The organism is Candidatus Krumholzibacteriota bacterium (assembly GCA_034520215.1).
Lineage (GTDB): Bacteria > Krumholzibacteriota > Krumholzibacteriia > Krumholzibacteriales > WJIX01 > JAGHBT01.
Genome location: JAXHNR010000001.1, coordinates 109,098 through 126,156, shown reverse-complemented (window position 1 = coordinate 126,156; position 17,059 = coordinate 109,098). Strand labels below are relative to the sequence as shown.

18 protein-coding genes are annotated in these 17,059 nt (G+C 45.2%); 1 reads left to right on the top strand and 17 read right to left on the bottom strand.

Features of this window, described 5'->3' with window-relative positions; genetic code table 11:
- Window positions 1–109: 109 nt before the first annotated feature.
- On the top strand, window positions 110–1,591 hold the full coding sequence (locus tag U5O15_00545; protein ID MDZ7859151.1) for a sodium/proline symporter: 1,482 nt from the start codon (window positions 110–112) through the stop codon (window positions 1,589–1,591).
- 61 nt (window positions 1,592–1,652) lie between these two features.
- On the opposite strand, the gene U5O15_00540 is transcribed toward U5O15_00545, so the two are convergent.
- The 17 genes from U5O15_00540 to trxA all read right to left on the bottom strand — a co-directional run bounded on the left by U5O15_00540 (window position 1,653) and on the right by trxA (window position 16,692).
- On the bottom strand, window positions 1,653–2,213 hold the full coding sequence (locus U5O15_00540; protein ID MDZ7859150.1) for a biotin transporter BioY: 561 nt from the start codon (window positions 2,211–2,213) through the stop codon (window positions 1,653–1,655).
- A 166-nt stretch (window positions 2,214–2,379) separates the two neighbouring features.
- Window positions 2,380–2,973 carry a hypothetical protein gene (locus U5O15_00535; GenBank protein MDZ7859149.1) on the bottom strand — a complete coding sequence of 198 codons (594 nt, stop codon included), beginning with the start codon at window positions 2,971–2,973 and terminating at the stop codon, window positions 2,380–2,382.
- A 48-nt stretch (window positions 2,974–3,021) separates the two neighbouring features.
- Window positions 3,022–4,830 carry a hypothetical protein gene (locus U5O15_00530; protein ID MDZ7859148.1) on the bottom strand — a complete coding sequence of 603 codons (1,809 nt, stop codon included), beginning with the start codon at window positions 4,828–4,830 and terminating at the stop codon, window positions 3,022–3,024.
- 22 nt (window positions 4,831–4,852) lie between these two features.
- Window positions 4,853–5,548 carry an ATPase gene (locus tag U5O15_00525; GenBank protein MDZ7859147.1) on the bottom strand — a complete coding sequence of 232 codons (696 nt, stop codon included), beginning with the start codon at window positions 5,546–5,548 and terminating at the stop codon, window positions 4,853–4,855.
- Between the two features lie 6 nt (window positions 5,549–5,554).
- Window positions 5,555–6,301 (bottom strand): hypothetical protein, encoded by a 747-nt coding sequence (locus tag U5O15_00520; GenBank protein MDZ7859146.1) that lies wholly within the window; start codon window positions 6,299–6,301, stop codon window positions 5,555–5,557.
- Window positions 6,302–6,325: 24 nt separating this feature from the next.
- Window positions 6,326–6,787, bottom strand: coding sequence for a PTS sugar transporter subunit IIA (locus U5O15_00515; protein MDZ7859145.1), 462 nt, complete (start codon window positions 6,785–6,787; stop codon window positions 6,326–6,328).
- 108 nt (window positions 6,788–6,895) lie between these two features.
- Window positions 6,896–7,387, bottom strand: a complete 492-nt coding sequence (locus U5O15_00510; GenBank protein ID MDZ7859144.1) for a universal stress protein — start codon at window positions 7,385–7,387, stop codon at window positions 6,896–6,898.
- Window positions 7,380–8,021 (bottom strand): V-type ATP synthase subunit D, encoded by a 642-nt coding sequence (locus tag U5O15_00505; GenBank protein ID MDZ7859143.1) that lies wholly within the window; start codon window positions 8,019–8,021, stop codon window positions 7,380–7,382. The genes U5O15_00510 and U5O15_00505 overlap by 8 nt, the downstream gene beginning before the upstream one ends.
- 40 nt (window positions 8,022–8,061) lie before the next feature.
- Window positions 8,062–9,456 carry a V-type ATP synthase subunit B gene (locus tag U5O15_00500; protein ID MDZ7859142.1) on the bottom strand — a complete coding sequence of 465 codons (1,395 nt, stop codon included), beginning with the start codon at window positions 9,454–9,456 and terminating at the stop codon, window positions 8,062–8,064.
- Between the two features lie 14 nt (window positions 9,457–9,470).
- Window positions 9,471–11,240: a V-type ATP synthase subunit A gene (locus U5O15_00495; GenBank protein MDZ7859141.1), complete on the bottom strand. Its 1,770-nt coding sequence runs from the start codon at window positions 11,238–11,240 to the stop codon at window positions 9,471–9,473.
- A gap of 3 nt (window positions 11,241–11,243) precedes the next feature.
- Entirely contained in the window at window positions 11,244–11,882 is a 639-nt protein-coding gene (locus tag U5O15_00490; GenBank protein ID MDZ7859140.1) for a V-type ATP synthase subunit E family protein, read from the bottom strand.
- 35 nt (window positions 11,883–11,917) lie between these two features.
- Window positions 11,918–12,223, bottom strand: a complete 306-nt coding sequence (locus tag U5O15_00485) for a V-type ATP synthase subunit F (GenBank protein MDZ7859139.1) — start codon at window positions 12,221–12,223, stop codon at window positions 11,918–11,920.
- 63 nt (window positions 12,224–12,286) lie between these two features.
- Complete coding sequence (locus U5O15_00480; protein MDZ7859138.1) at window positions 12,287–12,688, bottom strand: ATP synthase subunit C; 402 nt, start codon at window positions 12,686–12,688, stop codon at window positions 12,287–12,289.
- Between the two features lie 15 nt (window positions 12,689–12,703).
- On the bottom strand, window positions 12,704–14,692 hold the full coding sequence (locus U5O15_00475) for a V-type ATPase 116kDa subunit family protein (GenBank protein ID MDZ7859137.1): 1,989 nt from the start codon (window positions 14,690–14,692) through the stop codon (window positions 12,704–12,706).
- 27 nt (window positions 14,693–14,719) lie between these two features.
- Complete coding sequence (locus tag U5O15_00470; protein ID MDZ7859136.1) at window positions 14,720–15,781, bottom strand: V-type ATPase subunit; 1,062 nt, start codon at window positions 15,779–15,781, stop codon at window positions 14,720–14,722.
- A 46-nt stretch (window positions 15,782–15,827) separates the two neighbouring features.
- On the bottom strand, window positions 15,828–16,145 hold the full coding sequence (locus U5O15_00465; protein MDZ7859135.1) for a hypothetical protein: 318 nt from the start codon (window positions 16,143–16,145) through the stop codon (window positions 15,828–15,830).
- A 193-nt stretch (window positions 16,146–16,338) separates the two neighbouring features.
- Complete coding sequence (trxA, locus tag U5O15_00460; GenBank protein MDZ7859134.1) at window positions 16,339–16,692, bottom strand: thioredoxin; 354 nt, start codon at window positions 16,690–16,692, stop codon at window positions 16,339–16,341.
- Window positions 16,693–17,059 lie beyond the last annotated feature (367 nt).

The following is a 17,059-nucleotide window of genomic DNA, read 5'->3' as shown; positions in this document are numbered from 1 at the left end:
AGGAATGTTAAAAATCGGGGGAACTCCAATTTCTCTTCTTCCGTTTGACATAACCTCTCATCCTGTTTTAGAATATCCAATCAAGAAATCCTGGCGGAGAGGAAAAGCAATGGAAAGTAACACACAGCAAATACTCTTTGTGATGATAGGTTATCTTCTCCTGCTGATACTCTGGGGATTGTATCAGGGCAGAAAAGTAAAAACCACCTCGGACTACGCTATTGCCGGAAGGAATCTTCCCGGATGGATTGCGGCTCTTTCTGAACGCGCGACCGGGGAATCCTCCTGGGCGCTCCTCGGCCTCCCGGGACTGGCTTACGCTACCGGGCTGACAGGAATATGGACCGCCCTGGGTTGCGTAGCTGGGATAATTGTCTGCTGGCTTGCTATAGCTGTAAGACTGCGCGATGAAGCCGAAAAGTACGATGTTAACACATTTGTCGGATATATAGCCAGAAAGCACAGCGCTTCTGAAAAGTCAATCCGCGCGGTCGCGAGCCTGACGATCGTCTTCTTCTTTTTCTTCTATATCGGCGCGCAATTTCTGGGCGGAGGTAAAACACTTCATACTATGTTCGAAATAGATCCCAAACTCGGAATGCTGTTAACAGCTATTATCATAGTTCCATATACGATATACGGAGGATTCAGGAGCGTGGTTTATACTGACGCTGTCCAGGCCATTGTGATGATTACCGCTCTAGTTGCAGGCCCCATTTTCGGAATAATCGCCGTCAGCTCTAATCCCGACCTCTTCGCTCAATCCATCCCGATAGCCCTTTCCAAAGCCGGAACAGATTACAGCTCTATGACCGGCGCAGCTTCGGGATTTGCCGCCGGAGTAGTGATAATGGGCGGACTTTCATGGTTCTTCGGATATCTTGGCGGGCAGCCGCAATTGAGCATGCGCTTTATGGCTATAAAGGATAGCAGTCAAGCCAAGCGGGGATGCGCGGTGGGTATTATCTGGACTGTACTTGCCTATTTAGGAGCTCTTTCTATCGGCTGGCTGGGGATATGCTTCTTCGGCCCAACGGGCCTTGAAGATCAGGAATATGTAATGCCCGCTGTAATGCTCAAGATCTTTCCGCCCGCGATAGCCTCTGTTCTTATCACCGGAGCTATAGCGGCAATGATATCAACCGCTGATTCACTCCTTATACTTTCATCAACAGAACTTTCAGAAAACATAATAAAGCCGGCACTTAAAGCCAGAGGCAAAACCGATATAAAAGGGCTTATTCACTCAAGAATAGCAACAGCTGTTCTCGCGGTTATCGCTCTCGCCGCGGCTTATCTCTCACCGTCAAATCTGATTTATACTCTCGTAGGATACGTGTGGGCCGGAATAGGCGGTACATTTTCCGTTGTGATACTGCTCACATTATTCTGGAAGAGATTTCACGGAAGAGCCGCTCTTGTTACAATCGTTACAGGCATGTTATTTACAATTATATGGATAAGCACGGGAATGGAAGAGGTTATAACCTCGAGGTTTATGACATTCGCCGTCGCGTCTGTTGTGGCTGTAACAGCCAGTTTCGTCCTGAAAGAAAAAGACTCTGTCGAGGCGGAAAGGACTCCGGATTAAGATCCGCTCAAGCAAGGAGTTCCGGCGGAAATAGATCATCTATGTATTTATTATCCCTTTATTATATCCTGCCGGCTATAAAGACAGCTGCCAGAAATTTGGCGATTTCAGCAATAATAAACGGAATAACAGCCAGCATGAGAGCATCAGCAATGGATAAGCCGGTTATAAGACAGAGATAAGCAGCTCCTGAGAGCAGTATGAGCGCCAAACCTGAAATAATACCTAAAGCCCTCGCCGCCGTATTTCCTCCGGCAATCTCAGGCAGATATCCGGCCAGGAAGGCCGCGGCGGGAAACGCCATCAGATAACCCCCCGTGGGTCCGAACAAAACGGCCGGACCGAAAGTAAGCCCGGCAAAGACAGGCGCCCCTGAAATACCCAGGGCAAGGTATGAAAGCATGGCGTAGAAGCCATCACGCGGGCCGAGCACGACTCCGGCCATAACTACAAAAAGCGTCTGCATGGTAACCGGCACAGGTGTAAAGGGAAGGCGAACAGCAAACTGCGCCCCGACAGCTGCAAAAAGAGTAAAAGCCAATATCTTACCCGCGCGATTGACAGCGAGTCCGGCTTTGTCTGAAAGTCCGGGGCTCGTCATAACCATACTTTGACTATACAATTCTTTCTCCCTTCAATGAATATTAATACACCTTCCGGATATTATTCCTTAATCTCTCCGACCTTAATGAAAATACTTCTTTTGATTCTCTTTTTCAAGAATAAGCTTTCTTCTTTTCTTACTTTTTAACTCCCCATAAATTCTTCCCTATAATCAGACTTGAAATTTACTGTCCCCCATTTTCAACCCTTACGTTACCAATATAATAATTGGCTGTCATATCGATATAGCGTAATATATTCTCACGGGTTGAAGAATTTATTCCCTCAACATAATAATCCTTTTGAAGTGCGTAAATAATATTTATAAAATCTACTGTAAAACTCCTTGCCGCCATAAGATATGAATAATTAAATTCAAGTCTTTCAGCATAACTCTTCCCCGCGCCGCTTTCCTTCTTTAATATTTCAGAGAAACGCTCTATTTGTGAAATTTCCTTTTTTTCGTTTGTGATTTCTTCCCTTACCCTTTCCTCTATTTCAGAAAGAGTCAAACCGGGATCAACCCGGATAAATTTCTCGTCGTCGTTAACTCTCCGCAGCATCAATTCCAGAACCGCTTTTGCCTCTTCCACGAAATAATGCAAATACACAACATTCTTCTCGAGAGACCGCAGGTAATCCTCCCCCTCTCTTTTTCTCTTCAAATCAAGAAGCCCTTCGATATTCTCAATAAATTTATCAGGCGTCGAATGTTTCTGCTCCATGTGCGTTGAAAATGTCGCCAGAACCCGTTCTACATCTGTTCTGCTTTTCTCCATTTAAGGTGCCTTTCAACTTAAAAACCCGATTAATCCGGAAGAAAACAGCTACTTGTCATCGGCTCCTCGCTTTTCCCTGGCCGGAGAGAAAACTACCGGTGTTTCACGTCTGAAATTAGGGGGCGAGAACAGCCTGTCCTTAATATCAAATAAACCGATTCTGCCTTCCTCTCTCGCCGCGAGGATCACCCCGCCCGCCTCCACTATTTCATCCGCCCGGGGAAAAAGTAACGAACTCTCATTCAGAAGAAGGCTGCCCCGCGTAAATGAGTATTGAAGAATAACTCCGGACTCAAGCTGAACTGCTATCTCGCCGCCGCAGCTCGCGGCGGCTATTTTCCCGGGAATAGATTCTCTTGCGATTTCTCGTCCTTCTTCCGGATCTATCAAAACGAGCGTGTCTCCCGGTGTATCATTAGAGTGGTAAATAAGAACGGCCTTGTTACTTATATTCCCGACCACTTTTCTGTCGGCATCTCCGATGTCAAATGTGCCTATCTCTTCAAAAAGATGTTTTCCGTCTATTGATAATACTTTCAGTTTATTATTACCGAACACGCACATTCTGTCTGAATAACAGAAAATGTCATCTAGGTCAGCGTTGAATTTTACGTATCTTTTATCAATTTCTCCGTCTTCTCTGGAAAGATAATAACAATAACCATTATCACAAACGGCAAGAACGCCGTCATCGGCAAAGGCGAGCCTTAGAATACTACTTTCGAGATCACTTTGCCAGCGGCGAGGCCCGCCGCCGCCGTCGAAAGCGGAAAAATAAACTCTGGACTTGCGCGTGAAGTTCACTCCGCAGGCGGCGAAGCCATTCTCCGTTACAACGTCTGCTATTTCAGCCATAGCGTTGATATCATCTAACTTTATTTTATTCTCCGGCTGAAGCGGCTTTCGAAGGGGACGCGGAAATTCCACAAACACGAGATTGCTTTTCCCGCTGTCTTCCTTATCCTTATTAAGAAGGAATGCCCGGATCTTCTCTGTATTCGATAATTTCCGCGAATCAAAGCAGATATCATAAAAAGAAAGTCCATCCCGGCCCAAACCCCTTAAGGCAAAATCAGAATCAGCGGAAACTGCCTTTACTTTTACTGAAAAAGGAGTCGAATAATCATCCTTTAATTTTGTCACTTTACGTATTTCATCCTCTTTCCCCTTTACCTCAATCGTGGTAACTTCATAAGGGGAGAGAAGGGTAGAGATAGGGAAATAAAGATATCCCGTTTTTTGATCACCCGGCTCGAGAACGATGGGCTCAAAGAAGAACAGACTATTTATCCCGTAAAGAGAATTGTCAGCGAGCCCTCTGAAGAGTCTCCCGGTCGTTGCTTCGTCATACGCGTAATAGATGCCCAGAGGCGGCAAAATAGAACCCTTAACGAATGCTCCGGGACCTTTCGGCCTGTACTCGACCGCTCTATCGCCAATCATCCTTTTCATAACTTGAACAGGCCCGAGAGGCAGAAATTCTTCGCCTTTTAACACAAGGGATATCCCGCCAACCTTATCCCATAATCCGGTTGTGGAATATCCATTAACTATAATCGGCAATGTGTCATTATTACGCAGACCTACCTGAACGGGGATGACCCCTGAATCCGGCAGAAAGGTGTGAAAAAGCTGGTTTATTTCTTCGGGGTCGGAAAGGAATTGAGCTGACAGCTCAATTCCCGCTCCCGGCTTCTGCTTTCTTTCCTGAAAATCTATAGAAGAAAACTTCAGTCTTCGGCATGAGAAGGACGAAAGAACCAGGAGAATGACAAAAAAAAGAGTCGCGGTTTTCGCCTGAAATAAATTGTTCCGCCTGCTTTCCGATAGAGTATTATTGCGCTTCAGATATTTCATAATCTCCTTCTTCCGCTGATTACTATCCCGCAGTTTCCTCTTTAAGCCCTTCGATTAGAACAGCTCTTCCCAGAGGTATAACTTTGCTATATCTCGCCATTGAGTCCAGAAAACACCTGTTGCCGCAGAAACCGCCCGACAGGTATATTTCGGAAGGTCTCTGCGTGAAATCAAAAACGTTGCGGACCATGCCGTGTATAAATTCAGCCACACTCCTTTGCGGTGATTTTCCCTTTGAAACGGACTCTAAGACCCTTTCCATACCGAAAACACCGCAAGTTACATTTATCCATGTATCGACCGGCTCAAGTGACGGGTAATCAATCTGGTAATAATTCGTTAGAAGTTCGATTGTAGCGCCGGTCGTAGCGCCGCAGGCAAGATTCCAGTCAATCTTCTTAACCTTTCTCCCTTTGAACCGGATGAATTTAACATCCCTTCCGCCAACATCAACAATCGAAAAATCCTCCTTGTCAACAAGAGAAAGGGCGCCTTCAGCCAGTGCCAGCAATTCATTCTTGAACTTAGCACAACGCTTTTTAGCGCTGTGTCCCGTTGCAATGTCGAAAAGCGGCAGGTCTTTTCGAACCAGCTCGCGAGTTGTTATGATCTCAAGGAAATCCGATTCTACATCCAGTATTTTAGTCCATGTGCTACCGCAATCGGCGAGTTTCAATTTCTTCTCCGTCTGTATCAATGAAGACAGCGTCTCCTTCACATTTAACTAAGACAGCTTGATAAAAGCTTCGACCTTTGAAAGTATCGAATCGTTGACATTACGATGGCAGTCGACAAAAAGCCCGTCATGCTTCTCAGCGAGATAATGGGCCATATCCTGCTTAGCACAAAAACTCTGAGTAAAAAACACCGTGGGAACATTTTCATCAACGAAATATTCCAACTGCAGATCACCCGGTCTTCCCGCCTCGACACACCTCGTCCAACCGTATATATGCGTTGTTTGCGGGAAAATATCCAGGATCCTGAAATCGCTGGGAGGAACCCCCCAGAAACCGTGGGTGGGTTCACACTTGCGCGCGGCACCGGCGGAATCGCGTGGCCGTATAACAGTCTCCATTATCGCATCTATCCTCTCGGCAAGAGAACCCCCGCCGGTTGAATAGACAAGAGGTCTGTTTTCAAATTCCTCCGGGGGAAAACGCGATTCAATGACATTGAACCCCATCTCTTTCAAAATAAGGGCAGCATATCTGCCCCTGTCACATTTTCCCTCTCCCACGTCCGCCACTATAGCTGCCAGTCTCTCTGAATATTCGATCGCGTTATCTATGATATTTGCTATAATCCGACAGGTAGTGGTTTGAACAACCCTCGAATCGGGAGCTTCGTGGGCGATGTCGAGATCTACAAGCTCCAGATTGTATCCAAAACGCTCTCTTACTGATCCAAGCACAGAGGGCCTGGGGAACCCGTAATATCCGATCAACTTCTTCGACTTAAGATTTTCCATAGAATAATATTAATAGAAAAACTGCTAACCGCCATTCTCAACGTAACTTATAATTTCAAGTAGTTTTTCAGCATTCCCAGCTTTAATAAGTCTTTCACTAACACCCTCTATGCTGATCATCTTGACAATTCTGGCGATAGCCTGAACGTGCGGGCCCGCTTCTGAAGAAGGAGCAATCATAAGGAAGAAAATATGTGACAGCTTTCCGTCCTGGGAATCAAAATCAATACCTTTCTCGGAAATACCTACCACAATCCTCAATCTGTCTATATCATCACATTTAGCGTGAGGAATAGCAACTCCCTTTTCCAGACCGGTGCTCCCATTCTTTTCTCGATCCATTACAGCCTGATAAACCTTGTCCATATCGCAGCAATCAGTATTCTCGGAAAGTTTCTCAACTAGCTCTTCTATAACTTCTTCCTTATCCTCAGCTATAAGATCGGTGGCAATACTCTCCGGTTTGATGTAATCTGTTAATCTCATCTCATAACCTGCCTTTGAAGATCTTCCCCGAGTCTGGGTTTACTTTAGACAAACTTAATTAATTCGAGTGTTGAACGCAAGGAACAGCTCCTCGGAGTAAAAATTAAACTATAGGTTTCCAAAGATAGCCTCGATTTTATCCTCTCCCCTTACCACCATCACCGGACAGGAAACCTTGCGCAATATGCGTTCTCCCTCTTCATAGAAAGAATCCTTGAGACTCTGCACCTCGCCGAGTTCACCCTGAATAACAAGATCCGCTTCGTGTTCTTCCACTTCTTTCGATACTTCTTCATAAACAACACCTTTACGAAGAACGGTTTCTAAATGCACTCCCTTACCCTCGGCGAGTTTCTTGACATAGTTCAAATATCTTTTCCCGTCATTCTCTATATCCCTTTCGTAATCCATCTTCTCCACTTCAACAAAAACCTTCGCTTTGAGAAGTTCGTTCAGGAGTTTTTCATTAACAACATAAATCACCCGCAGATTGCTACCGTACACCTTGGCCATTGTGATAGCCATACGCGCGGCCAGGACAGAAGACTCACTTCCGTCGATGTAGAGAAGAATATTACCTAAGGGATTTACACTATCCATTGATTTCCCCTTTTCTGCGGGAAATACGGTCTTTGACCAGCTTGAGGACAAAGAACGCTTCCCTTTCTGATTCTTCCAGAGCCATTTCAATATATCCGAGTGTTTCTTTATAATCGGGAATAAATATTTTTTCCAGAGCATTCACGCGCCTGATAGTCTTTGACACTTCACGGGAAAGTCTCATAAGTGAAATCCTCGCTTCAGCCAGATCGCCGAGAAGATGAAGCACCTCGCGAAACCTCTTTATCGTTTCATCTATCCAGATACTGCTCTCCGGGGCCGCGAAGTAAGGAGGATTATCCCTGAAGTTGACTTTTACTTTCGGCAGAGAAACCCCCATAACTCTTCTCTGCGAGAAAGAAATGTCAGATTTGATATTCACCGCGGGAGCCGTGAGGCTTATTTCCCTTCTTCCCATTCGGAGAGTTAACTGATCAAGGGCTTCGAACGCCTCGCTCAGTCTCTTTTCCGTTTCACGCTGTGCTTCCACGGCACGGTCGATAAGTCCCATAAGTTCAACTACAAGAATCTGTCTCTTCTGATCGAGGAGTTCCCATCCCTCTTGGGCAAAGCCGAGTTCACGCTTAATCTTCATCATATTGCTTTTCGTAGGCGCAATCTCATATTTTGCCATTTTATCACTTCTCCGCTATAAATAACTGTCAACGGCCTGATTATTCCTTGCCGTAATACTTATTTATCTCCTCTTCTGAAATTCTGTAGAGTTCTTCCTTTGGAAGAGAGGAGATTATTTCCCATCCTATCTCAAGAGTTTTAGTAATATCCCTGTTCTCATACTCACCCTGAGACAGAAATTCACGCTCAAATCTTTCTCCAAAATCAAGATATATTTTGTCGAGCGGCGTAAGCTCCTCATCGCCGATAACAGCGGCAAGAGCTCTGACATCCTTCACGTGTGAATACGCGGCGAATAGCTGGCTCGCGACGTGAGCGTGATCCTCCCTTGTCATTCCTTCACCTATCCCGTCCTTCATAAGACGTGAAAGTGAAGGCAGCCCGGCTATAGGCGGATAAATATTCCTGTGGTCCAGCTCCCTCTCGAGAACTATCTGACCTTCGGTGATATAACCTGACAGATCGGGAACGGGGTGCGAAATATCATCATTCGGCATCGTAAGAATGGGCATCTGTGTTATTGAGCCCTCGACACCCTTGATCATTCCAGCGCGTTCATAAATACTAGAAAGGTCGCTGTAAAGATATCCCGGATATCCCTTTCTGCTGGGTATTTCCTCGCGTATCGTGGAAATTTCTCTAAGCGACTCACAGTAATTCGTCATGTCGGTCAGTATCACAAGCACATGCATATTCATCTGAAAAGCCAGAAATTCCGCCGCCGTGAGTGCTGTCCGGGGAGTAACCAGCCTTTCGACAGACGGGTCATCCGCCAGATTCAGAAAAAGGACAACCTTCTCTAGAACTCCCGATTCCTCGAAGTTCTTTATAAAATAACTGGCCACATCGTGTTTTATTCCCATCGCCGCGAAGACTACGGCAAACTGGGCTTCCTCGCCGATTATCTTCGCCTGCCTGGTTATCTGAGCCACTATTTTGTTATGGGGAAGTCCGGAACCTGAAAAAACGGGCAGTTTCTGCCCCCGTACGAGTGTATTCATTCCGTCTATCGCGGAAATACCTGTTTGAATAAATTTCCGGGGATATTCTCTGGCCGTTGGATTAATCGGAAGACCGTTAACATCCATTCTCATATCCTCTTTGGGCGGCGGCCCGTCATCTATGGGCTGCCCGAGACCGTTAAAAACCCTGCCCAGTATCTCGCCGCTTACTCCGAACTTTAAAGGCTCGCCCCGGAAACGCACTCTAGTTTCGGGTATGGAAAGCCCGGATGTACCTTCAAAAACCTGTATGACAGCGGCGCCTTCACTGGTTTCGAGTATCATCCCGAGCCTGACATTCCCGTCAGGATCTATCACCTCCGCGAGTTCATTATACCCAATGTTATGAATCCCTTTTACCATAACGAGAGGCCCTGAAACCTCCTCGATGCCTATATATTCCCTTCCGCTCACGATTTTCTTTTCAGTCATAAACTCACCGTTTCTTACTCAAACATATCTTCAATTTCTTTCATAGAGCGCGTTAATTCATCTCTTATTTCGTCTATTTTATCAATATCATCATTTGAGACGGTAAACTTGATCCTGTTGATCAGAGAAACAACTTTCAATTTCTTGATCTGATGTATATTGGCTCCCCTTTCGATGTTCTCCAGTCCCAACTCATAAAAATCAAGAATAATCTGCAGCATCTTGATCTGTTTTTCAGGTGTGCAGTACATATCGACCTTGTCAAAGCTGTTCTGCTGTAAAAAGGCGTTTCGAAACATCACGCATGTTTCAAGAACAATCCTCTTGGTATCTGGAAGAACGTCCGGACCGACCAATTTTACAACCTGCTGCAGTTTACCTTCCTGTTGAAGAAGGTCCATAATCCTGCGCCTAAGCTCTATCCAACGGCCGCCTGATTTATCCTGCCACCAGCCGCTTATCTCATCGACATACTCACTGTAGCTGTCCAGCCATGAGATAGCAGGATAATGACGCGCGTTAGCGAGCTGGCGGTCGAGGGCCCAGAAACATCTGACAAATCTTTTTGTGTGCTGTGTGACAGGTTCGGAGAAGTCTCCGCCGGGAGGCGAAACAGATCCTACAATACTGATCGAGCCCTCGGAACCCGAATGTGTTGAAACAACCCCGGCTCTTTCATAAAACTCGGCAAGCCTCGTCGGTAAATACGCCGGATACCCTTCATCAGCGGGCATTTCTTCCATACGCCCGGAAAGTTCTCTCAGCGCCTCGGCCCAGCGAGAGGTGGAATCGGCCATAATTGCCACATGATACCCCTGATCCCTATAGTACTCGGCAATTGTAATTCCCGTATAGATAGATGCCTCCCGCGCGGCTACAGGCATATTCGAAGTATTAGCTATCAGTATAGTTCTCTCCATGATGGGGCGTTTAGTCCTGGGATCTATCAGCTTAGGAAATTCCTGAAGGACATCAGTCATTTCATTTCCCCGTTCTCCGCAGCCTATATACACAATAATATCAGCGTCGCTCCATTTTGCCAGAGCGTGCTGGGTCATCGTCTTCCCCGTTCCAAACCCTCCGGGAATCACAACGGTTCCGCCCTTGGCAACAGGGAAGAGTGTGTCAATAACCCTCTGCCCCGTAATAAGAGGTTTGGAAATAGCCAGTTTTTCCTTTAGCGGGCGCGGCTGCCGTACGGGCCAGTTATGGTTAAAATTGATCTCTCTGACCCCGCCTCCCGGCTCTTTCAACTTCAGAACAGTTTCCGTAACATTATACTCTCCGGGGCCCGCGGCCCAGGTAACCTCTCCTCCGATTCCCGGAGGAACGAGGACCCTGTGTTCTATGAGTCTGGTTTCCTGAATTTTACCTATTATATCCCCTGCATTAACTTCATCCCCGGTTTCAACCACCGGCTCATACTTCCATTTCTTTTCATGATCCAGGGATGAAACATGAATCCCTTTCTGAATATACTTACCGGAAGAATCGCGGATTACTTCAAGAGGCCTCTGAATCCCATCGTAAATCGTTCCGATCAAACCCGGTCCGAGTTCAACGGAAAGAGGCGCGCCGGAACTGTAGATATCCGCTCCGGGCACAAGGCTTGTTGTATCTTCATACACCTGTATCGAGGCTCTCTCTCCCCGCAGTTTTACGATCTCTCCTACGAGATGATTTTCGCCTACCTCCACAAGGTCCAGCATTTTGGCGTTTGTTATATTCCTCGCCTGAACCACGGGACCTATAACTTTATCCACATTTCCAATTATCTCAAGCACCCCTTAACCCTCACCTCCTTCAGAGCGGAAAATATTCTCGAATATCATATTTCTGATATCATCGCGCAATCTGTACATTCTTGCCTCGAATCTGTTATCATAAACCACATTCCCGCCGGGCACTCCGACCTTAACTCCACCGAGAGAATCTTCTTCGAGTTCTCTTATCTCCACATTCTCCAGTTCCCCTTTAAGCTCCGCGCGAACAGCGGGTATAACTTCTTTTTTCATAATGTGAAAATCCCTCCCGTCGACCAAAACAAAAAAGGATTTTCCGTCTAAAGCTTTTATGCCTTCAACTATCATATCTTTCAGAATTACCGGATAGCTGCTTTCTTCTCTAACCTTTTCAAGTGATTCTTTTACTTTCTCCATGACGTTAGCTATGACATCTTCACGGATTTTAAGTTTCGCTCTCTTAATCTCTATTTGAACTCCGCTGAGTTCTCTTCTGCGTTCAGTTTCTCCCTTTTGCTCAGCCTCGGCAATAATTTCCTTTATAATCCTATCCTTTTCTTCCTCCGCCTTCTCTATTATTTCAGAGGCGGTCTTCTCCGCCTTATCCAGAATGGAATTTACCTCTCTTTCCCCATCCTTTCTGATGCGGCTGCAAATCTCATCGACTGACTGATTATCAACCAAGGCCTTTTCTCCCTTTTATATTCAAAGCAACGAAATTACATCTTTATCCCGACAGCGGCATTTACCATCTCTCTTATAGACGCCCTGCCTTCGAGAGGTCCTTCACGGTCTGGGATTTCCATTATCAGCGGGAAATCCCGCCCGTACGCGTACTCCTCAATCTCCTCGCGGATAGTAGAGGCAATTCTTTCAGTGATAATAATTATCCCGATATCACTCGATGAAAAGGCTTTTTCCAGGGCTTCACGGGCACCTCCGGCTGTATCGACTACCTCACCCTCCAATCCCACCAGCTTAAATCCGGTAACCGTGTTTTCATCACCAATCACATAGAAACGCATTTAATATTCCCTGTCCTTTTATCAGACAAATATAATCCTTATAAATTAATTCATCGGCATTACCTACAATTTAGTTAAAATCATAATAGAGATTATCAGCCCGTAAATTGCGATTCCTTCCGCCAGGCCGACATATATCAAAGCTTTTGCGGCTAATTCCGGTTTTTCTCCAATCGCCCCGAGAGCGGCGGACCCGACGTAGCCAACGGCTATACCAGCGCCGACACTTCCTACTGCCGTGGAAAAGGCGGCGGCAACGAAACCCCACATAGTTATCTTTGCTCTGTTATCGGTAAATTCCTCCCTCGCCGCGGCATTAGAATCTTCCTGAGATTGTCCGTAAACATGCACTGCCGTACTCGTAAGTGTGAGCAGGAAAACCAGACATACGAGACCGAACACAGCTCCAGCTGAAATAGTAATCCATTTTTTCATTCTTCTTCTGCGCAATACCTGCAACGACATCACTTATTTCTCCTTTCACCTCGACCGGAGGGAACTGTCTTCGAAACCTATCGGTTTGTATTCAACTCCCCCGGTTACAAAGAATTTGCTGAAGAATTCGTAGTATTCCAGACGAATAGCCTGAATGGTGACCACAAGTCCTTCAAGAGCAATAATTACAGCATTACCTAGAATAAGTATCAATGCTGAATAAAAAATACCTCCGCTGCCGCCCTTGACCATATCCACAAGACTGAATACTGCTACAAACAACCCGGCGTGAGCAAGGGAAAAAGCGGCAACGCGGATAAATGAAACTGTGTTGCCGAGATATCCAGTAACAATTTCCATTATCTCAATAACAGTTTCCATTATGTATGTAAAGACTCCCTCTTCGAAACGGGGTTTTCTTTTTCCCAGGGCGGCGAAGATCGGCTCTCTGAGGAAGATCAATACGAGAGGTCCCCCTATCCCGATCACGAGAAGCCTGACAGGAATAGGCCTGCCCGCCAGAAAGGCGGAAACGACTGCAATTCCGCACCAGTACATTGCCGCGCTTACAACACCGGCATGGTCGAAGAATAGAGCTTTGAAATCATTCTTCCGGACCGCATTTATGATATTAAGCACAATACCCCCGCTTATCATGGCAACTCCGAAGAAGATGGCTATTTTAAAGAAATAGATTACGTTATCCATCGGTCTCCGCCATAACCCGGGAATCAGCTGTTCAAGTCCGAAAACACTTCCGAATAAAACGCCGAAGACTATCGACGAAATCCCGCAATAGAAGGCGAGTTTTCCCACAAGGATCGACGGCCTTTCCTTTACATCTTTCTTTCTGCCGCGAAATCCCATAATCCATCCTATAACACAGAGCACTGCCCCATGTCCAATATCTCCGAACATGATACCGAACATAAGCAGAAAACTTACGGCAACTAGAAAAGTGGGATCTATCACCTTGTAGTTCGGTATTCCGTAGCTTGAAACAAGCATCCCAAATGGCCTCATAAAATTCGGGTGTTTAAGCATAACCGGGACATTCACCTTTCCTCCCTCAACCTCGGTAATCTCTTCAGGCGCTATAACTTCAATTATTGCCTGCCCCCCAGCCGCTTTCAGAATCTCGCTTTTTACGAACTCCTTTCTTGAACTGGGAATCCAACCGGAGAAGAGATATGTCTTTTTTGTCTTCTTCATATACCCCTTCACCTTTATAAACAGCTCTCCCACATTAAGCAGCTGGTAATATCGTGTAATTAAAGAAGCATTCTTCTCTTTAATCTCTTCCAGCTTTGATCTGATCTTGCTTATTTCCTCTTCGATTACGTCTATTTTATCTCGCATCCCTCCAGTCATAACCTCTGTGCCGGCAGCGACATCCTTATCAGAGGGTATCTTGATTTCCCTGAAGGCCGCTTCACGAAGAATCCGTTTCAGTTTGAGCCTGTCCTTCTTCAACCCGATAAGGAGAATCACATCTTCTTTCCCTCTTCTTTCAAGAGTCATGGCAACCGCGGCAAGGTGGGATATTTCTTCATTTACGTACTCGATATTGTCATGGCTTACAATGCCGTAACGAACAGTTAAAAATCTGTATTTTTCATCAGGCGACATTATCCCCAACTGGAGAAGCGGAGCGGATTGGCTGAAAATGCTTTGAAGCTGTTTGAGGCGAACGGCGAGTTCTTTACGCTTTTTTATCAGTTCCTCCGACTCTGATTCAAGCCCTTCAAGTCTGCCTGCTATTTCTTCAAGACTACTATCAGAGAATTCTTCGATATATTCATCACCGCGCGCGAAGGGAACCTTTTCAACAGCCAGCTCTTTCATCAACACTGAAACACGATCTCTTAACCTTCCTATCTCTCCTCTCTTATCTGGAGCGTCATAATCCTTGATTTCTCTCGTCCACGGCATTTCTTCATCAAGCCTTACGAGATGAAGAATACCCAGACGCGTTATGGCTCTGGCCACTTCATCGAGCCTCGACTCAAAGATAACGACATTTATCTGATGCATATTTTCTGGTGTAAACATACAACTGCCTTAAAATAAAACCCTTAAATGCTCCTCGATATTATCTCTGTTCATCCCGAGCACCTTGCCGTTCAATATAGTGATAAGATTTCTTACTTCAGCTCGCTTAAGAATCAAATAAGCCAGAACCGTCCCCACGGTAAAGGGAAATCCTCCAAGAGCTTTCCTCGCCTCACCTACCAGGTAATTCCAGAGGATTATTTCAAGAATATAGAGTTTGCCTTTTCCCACTTTGCCTGCAAAAAGCTCGGAGGCTTTTCCGAAATACTGGTCAAGAGCCGCGGAGAGCAACTCCTCGACAGATTGGGATTTAAAGATTTTGATTAATTTTGAACTGTCGAGTGAACTCCCTCCCGGTATATTATAATCAAGCAGATCGGCGGCAGGAATATCGTAGTAGAATTTAAGGCGAATCAGCCAATCTATATTCTTCTGATCTATCTCGATTCCTATCAGCCTTCGAGCTATTCTCCTGTCCCGCCTATCGAGTTTTTCGACCTTATCCCGCAGTCTGCGATAATAATCAATCTCCAGAGCAGTCTCCACGGGAAAAAGCGTTTTCTTCTCCCTATAATCATCCAAAGCCGCAAAGGCTGGAGAAAAATAGGGAGTTCCCTCAAGAAGCAGCAAAGCGTCTTCCATAGTGGAAGCCTCTATCAACTCTACGTACGGAATTGAATTCGGAAGTTTGATATCGGGAATATATTGATAATTATCCTCCGCCCCTGTTCCGACCCTGATTCTGAGAACATTTTTAATATTCTCAATTTCGTATTTTTCAAGAAAATGAGAAACAAGCTCTCTAACTTCATCCTTTAGATCACTTATAAGCTCTAGATTCCAAGCTATTTCTTTCTCAAGTAATAATTTCTCGGCAATCCTGGGATCAATCGCGATTTCAGGACTGGAAAAAACATCCTCGTAGATCGTGCCGGACAGCCCACTGTAGAATTCCTCAACACCGGCACTTTCAGTGAGGCGTTTTATCACCTCGCCCGGCAGAAGAGTGCTGAGCCTGGCTCTTACCTTGGCATTTACAAGGGAGTATCTGTTAATCGGTTTAAAAACCATCTTATATGAACATTTCTCCAAACCAGAAAAAAATAAGATAGGATCGTTATTTTACTGTACCCGTCACGATTCCTACTATCCGGCCGGTCACCTCTTCTATTTCGTTTGATTTTTTTGAAATAAGATCAGAGCTGTTCTTCTTAACGCTTTCCACCTGCTTTGTTCTTTCTTCGCCCGCCTCTCTCTTAATCTTATCTATGATCTTCTTAGATCTGGCGGCGGCTTCCCGCTTGGCTTCTTCTACTGTCTCCCGGCTCTTCTTTTCCGCTTCTCTGACGATCTGTTGAGAACGATTACGAGCATTTTCAACATCTCCGTTGAGCTCACGCTCTGTTTCCATAATCCTTTTTACAATCTCTTTCAAGATCAAACACCTTTTCAAGAGGAATGATAACAGCTCGATTAATCAATAGGGGGATTATAAAACAGTTTGCGAGACAGTGTCAACTCAGTTATCAGTTGCGGGAATACTCTTGTATAAATTCATAGTTTTCACTGGTTTCACATGGAAAAGAAGTGTCACATCAAGAGTGATTTTTCCTTGGTCGCGGGTTTTGTTATTCTACATTTAGAACATCTTTAAATGCCTTTATAAAAGCATCTTTTGGCAATGCCCCGGCTGCCATTTGAGGCTGACCATCTTTGGGACAGAACAATATAGAGGGAATACTGCGAATTCCAAACGCTGCCGCCAGTTCCTGCTGATCCTGAGTGTCTACCTTATAAATATTTATCTTACCTTCATATTCCTCCGACAGTTCTTCCAATATCGGAGTAACTATCTTGCATGGCTGGCACCAGTCCGCGTAAAAATCGATAACGCATGGGAGCTCCCCTTCAAACTTCCACTCTTTGTTCTCAGTAAAATTAAAGACCTTTTCCTGGAAGGTCTCCTTTGTCAAAGGTTCCATGTTAGATTACCTCCCTATTTTAAATTAATATTATTCATCAGGTAATAGGCAATATAATCAAATTTAACGCGAATCACAAATTGGACAGAAAAAATCCTCCGGACGTTACGTCCGGAGGATCCCCTTCTACTCCACGTCGGCGTTACACTTGAGTTATTTCGCGGGATAGTAACTCACACCATTAGGAGCCCCCTGATGGAATTAATTTCTATTATCTCAATTTTCCCATTTATAATTGCATTAACCATTCCAGTAAGGTATAAAGTAAATATATTTTATAACCCGATGTTATAACATCTCTTACACAGCAACAAAAAACGAAGTAATTTACTTTCCGCAGTCAAATGTAACATAAATGTTACAGTGT

Excerpts from the sequence above, each read along its gene's own strand:
- U5O15_00545 (MDZ7859151.1), top strand. The coding sequence starts at position 110 with ATGGAAAGTAACACACAGCAAATACTCTTTGTGATGATAGGTTATCTT.
- trxA (MDZ7859134.1), bottom strand. The coding sequence starts at position 16,692 with ATGGAACCTTTGACAAAGGAGACCTTCCAGGAAAAGGTCTTTAATTTT.
- U5O15_00515 (MDZ7859145.1), bottom strand. The coding sequence starts at position 6,787 with ATGAGATTAACAGATTACATCAAACCGGAGAGTATTGCCACCGATCTT.
- U5O15_00535 (MDZ7859149.1), bottom strand. The coding sequence starts at position 2,973 with ATGGAGAAAAGCAGAACAGATGTAGAACGGGTTCTGGCGACATTTTCA.
- U5O15_00505 (MDZ7859143.1), bottom strand. The coding sequence starts at position 8,021 with ATGGCAAAATATGAGATTGCGCCTACGAAAAGCAATATGATGAAGATT.
- U5O15_00500 (MDZ7859142.1), bottom strand. The coding sequence starts at position 9,456 with ATGACTGAAAAGAAAATCGTGAGCGGAAGGGAATATATAGGCATCGAG.
- U5O15_00480 (MDZ7859138.1), bottom strand. The coding sequence starts at position 12,688 with ATGTCGTTGCAGGTATTGCGCAGAAGAAGAATGAAAAAATGGATTACT.
- U5O15_00475 (MDZ7859137.1), bottom strand. The coding sequence starts at position 14,692 with ATGCATCAGATAAATGTCGTTATCTTTGAGTCGAGGCTCGATGAAGTG.
- U5O15_00530 (MDZ7859148.1), bottom strand. The coding sequence starts at position 4,830 with ATGAAATATCTGAAGCGCAATAATACTCTATCGGAAAGCAGGCGGAAC.
- U5O15_00510 (MDZ7859144.1), bottom strand. The coding sequence starts at position 7,387 with ATGGATAGTGTAAATCCCTTAGGTAATATTCTTCTCTACATCGACGGA.
- U5O15_00470 (MDZ7859136.1), bottom strand. The coding sequence starts at position 15,781 with ATGGTTTTTAAACCGATTAACAGATACTCCCTTGTAAATGCCAAGGTA.
- U5O15_00485 (MDZ7859139.1), bottom strand. The coding sequence starts at position 12,223 with ATGCGTTTCTATGTGATTGGTGATGAAAACACGGTTACCGGATTTAAG.
- U5O15_00520 (MDZ7859146.1), bottom strand. The coding sequence starts at position 6,301 with ATGGAAAATCTTAAGTCGAAGAAGTTGATCGGATATTACGGGTTCCCC.